General features: G+C 72.2%; 3 protein-coding genes and 1 pseudogene. All 4 read left to right on the top strand.

Annotated elements, in window-relative coordinates:
* Positions 1–590 (top strand): annotated as a pseudogene (locus AAHZ94_RS30575) (hypothetical protein); the annotation flags it as partial.
* 600 nt (positions 591–1,190) lie between these two features.
* Positions 1,191–1,511: a 50S ribosomal protein L21 gene (gene rplU, locus AAHZ94_RS30570; RefSeq protein ID WP_349996974.1), complete on the top strand. Its 321-nt coding sequence runs from the start codon at positions 1,191–1,193 to the stop codon at positions 1,509–1,511.
* A gap of 14 nt (positions 1,512–1,525) precedes the next feature.
* Positions 1,526–1,780: a 50S ribosomal protein L27 gene (gene rpmA / locus AAHZ94_RS30565; RefSeq protein WP_349996973.1), complete on the top strand. Its 255-nt coding sequence runs from the start codon at positions 1,526–1,528 to the stop codon at positions 1,778–1,780.
* Positions 1,781–1,990: 210 nt separating this feature from the next.
* Positions 1,991–3,427 (top strand): GTPase ObgE, encoded by a 1,437-nt coding sequence (obgE, locus tag AAHZ94_RS30560; RefSeq protein WP_349996972.1) that lies wholly within the window; start codon positions 1,991–1,993, stop codon positions 3,425–3,427.
* The last annotated feature ends 245 nt before the right edge of the window (positions 3,428–3,672 follow it).

Below are 3,672 nucleotides of genomic sequence, written 5' to 3'. Positions count from 1 at the left end.
ACAAGGTCCCCGCGCCGGCCGGGTCGCCGGCCGAGGCCGTGGCGGCCGTGGGCGTCGTCGGCTCCTCCACCGCGCGCCGCACCGCGGCCGGGGCACCGGCCGAGCCGGTCGCCGAGTCCGCGGCGCCGGTCGCCGAGCCCGTGGCGGAGGCCGCTCCCGCGGTCGAGCCGCAGGCCGAGGCCGCCCCGGCGGCGGAGGTCGCGGAGGAGGCGGCGGAGGCTGCGCCGGCGGCGAAGAAGACCGCCAAGAAGGCCGCGGCCAAGAAGACGACGGCCAAGAAGACCGCCGCGAAGAAGACGACCGCCAAGAAGACCGCGGCCAAGAAGACCGCGGCGAAGGCGGCGGACGTCGAGGACGCGGCAGACGCGGCGGACGCTGCGGGTGCCGATGGCACCGCGGACGCGGTGGCGGACGAGAAGCCGGTCAAGAAGACGGCCGCGAAGAAGACCGCGACCAAGACCGCCGCCAAGAAGGCCACCACGAAGAAGACGGCGGCCAAGAAGACGACGGCGAAGAAGGCCGCGACGAAGAAGACCGCGGCGGCGGAGCAGACTGCTGCTCCGACCGTCACGGCCAGCACGGAGGACTGACCGCCACCCGCGGCAGCCCGACCCGGCGCTCCCCGGCCCCACCTGGGCCCGGGGAGCGCCGTGTTTCCCGGCCGGCCGCCGGCATCGCCCCGTAGGCGCCCGTCGTTCCCCGCGGCTGGCGCGGGGCACGTACCGGCTGGCGCGGGGCACGTACCGGCTGGCACGCAGCACGTACGGGGCGGTACGCGGCGCGTACGGGGCCGGTACGGAGCAGCGGCGCGGGCCGGGCGGAGGGGGGCCGACGGGGCAGCCGGCGCGGGCGCGCGTACGGGGCCGATGGGGCGGGCCGACCAGTCGACGGGGTCGGACCGGCAACAGGGGCCGCCCGGCCAGGCCATGGCCCGACGAGCCCGCGGCCGGCGTCCGGTCAGGGTCCTGTCCGCACCCGGCCAGTGCCCAGCGGGGGCCGGTTTGACCCTGTGGCGAGGCAATGCGTAATCTTGACTTTCGGCGTCTGTACGCCAAACCCCTGAGCACTTCCCTTCCGATGCGACTTCGGGTCGCCCGGTAGAGGCCGCTCGTCCATTCGGTTCCGCGGGTCTTCGATCCGTGTGAGCGGCTGGCGTCAGGGGCCCGTTCACTAGCGAGAGAGAGATCCGCGTGTACGCCATCGTGCGCAGCGGTGGTCGCCAGCACAAGGTTGCTGTCGGCGACATCGTTGAGGTTGACAAGATTTCCACCGCCCAGGTTGGCGACACGGTAGAGCTCTCTACCCTGCTCGTCGTCGACGGCGACGCGGTCACCAGCGACCCGTGGGTGCTGGCCGGCATCAAGGTGCAGGCCGAGGTCGTAGACCACCACAAGGGCGCGAAGATCGACATCCTTCGCTACAAGAACAAGACCGGCTACCGCCGTCGTCAGGGCCACCGCCAGCAGTACACGGCGATCAAGGTCACCGGCATCCCGACGGCCGCGAAGTAAGGGACTGAGGAGAGATGGCACACAAGAAGGGCGCATCGTCCACCCGGAACGGTCGCGACTCCAACGCTCAGCGGCTCGGCGTGAAGCGCTTCGGCGGTCAGGTCGTGAACGCCGGTGAGATCCTGGTCCGTCAGCGCGGCACCCACTTCCACCCGGGTTCGGGCGTCGGCCGTGGCGGTGACGACACGCTGTTCGCGCTGAACGCCGGCGCGGTGCAGTTCGGCACCCACCGTGGCCGCAAGGTCGTGAACATCGTTCCGGTCGCCTGATCCCACGGATCACGGCGGACCGCGCGTAACGGTTCTTTCGCGAGGCGGACCTCTCTTCCCGTACGGACTCCCCTGGAGTTCGGATACGGGAAGAAGGCCCGCCTTTCGCGTGTTATTTACCTGTCGGCCCGTAGCCGTTCGCACGGATCGGCTCGTACGCAGTAGACAGCAGTAGACATCTTCATCCGTAGGTAACTGGAGGCACATCCCATGACCACCTTCGTGGACCGCGTCGAACTCCACGTCGCCGCGGGTAACGGGGGCCACGGCTGCGCCTCCGTGCACCGCGAGAAGTTCAAGCCGCTCGGCGGGCCCGACGGGGGCAACGGCGGGCGCGGCGGCGATGTGATCCTGGTCGTGGACCAGTCGATCACCACGCTGCTCGACTACCACCACTCGCCGCATCGCAAGGCCACCAACGGCAAGCCCGGTGAGGGCGGCAACCGGTCCGGCAAGGACGGCGGCGACCTGGTCCTTTCGGTGCCGGACGGCACCGTCGTGCTCGACAAGAACGGTGAGGTGCTGGCCGACCTGGTCGGGCAGGGCACCACCTACGTCGCGGCCCAGGGCGGCCGGGGCGGGCTCGGCAACGCCGCGCTGGCCTCCGCCCGCCGCAAGGCCCCCGGCTTCGCGCTGCTCGGCGAGCCGGGCCACGCCGGGGACGTGGTCCTTGAGCTCAAGACGGTGGCCGACGTGGCCCTGGTGGGCTACCCGAGCGCCGGCAAGTCCTCGCTGATCTCGGTGCTCTCGGCCGCCAAGCCGAAGATCGCCGACTACCCGTTCACCACGCTGGTGCCCAACCTCGGCGTCGTGACCGCCGGCTCCACCGTCTACACCATCGCGGACGTGCCGGGCCTGATCCCCGGCGCCAGTCAGGGCCGCGGCCTCGGCCTTGAGTTCCTGCGCCACGTCGAGCGCTGCTCGGTGCTGGTGCACGTGCTCGACACCGCAACGCTGGAGTCCGAGCGTGATCCGCTGAGCGACCTGGACACCATCGAGGCGGAGCTCGCCGCGTACGGCGGTCTGGAGAACCGGCCGCGCCTGGTCGTCCTGAACAAGGTGGACATCCCCGACGGGCAGGACCTGGCCGACATCATCCGGCCCGATCTGCTGGCGCGCGGCTACCGGGTCTTCGACGTGTCGGCCGTCTCCCGTTCGGGCCTGAAGGAGCTGTCCTTCGCGCTGGCCGACATCGTGGGGACCGCCCGCGCGGCCAAGCCGAAGGAGGAGGCCACCCGGATCGTCATCCGGCCCAAGGCCGTGGACGACGCCGGCTTCACGGTCACCGCCGAGGAGGACGGTCTGTTCCGGGTGCGGGGCGAGAAGCCCGAGCGCTGGGTGCACCAGACCGACTTCAACAACGACGAGGCCGTCGGCTACCTGGCCGACCGGCTCAACCGCTTGGGCGTGGAAGACGCGCTGGTCAAGGCCGGTGCCAGGGCTGGCGACGGGGTCGCCATCGGCGCCGACGAGAACGCCGTCGTCTTCGACTGGGAGCCCACCATGGCCGCCGGCGCCGAGATGCTTGGCCGGCGCGGCGAGGACCACCGCTTCGACGCGCCCCGCCCGGCCGCCCAGCGCCGCAGGGACCGCGACGCGGCCCACGACGAGGCGGAGCAGGAGTTCGACGAGTTCAACCCGTTCTGATCCCGGCGGGCGGAGCGGACGAAAGGGCCCTGGCACAGCGCAGATGCTGTGCCAGGGCCCTTTTTCCGTACGCCGTGTACGGCTAGTGCGGTCTCGTACGCCTCGTACGCGCCTCGTACGTTCTCGTGCGCGAGGGGCGTCCCCCGGGGCCCGGGGGGGGGCCCCGCGCCCCCCCCCGGCCCGGGCCGGGCCGGCCCCCCCCGCGGCGAGCCCGCGACCCCGCCCCGCCGCGGGGGGGGGGGGGG

The sequence above is a fragment of the Streptomyces sp. HSW2009 genome, assembly GCF_040240285.1.
Taxonomy (GTDB): Bacteria; Actinomycetota; Actinomycetes; order Streptomycetales; family Streptomycetaceae; genus Streptomyces.
Note: the sequence above shows the minus strand (reverse complement) of the source record. Positions and strands in the feature narration are given on the sequence as shown.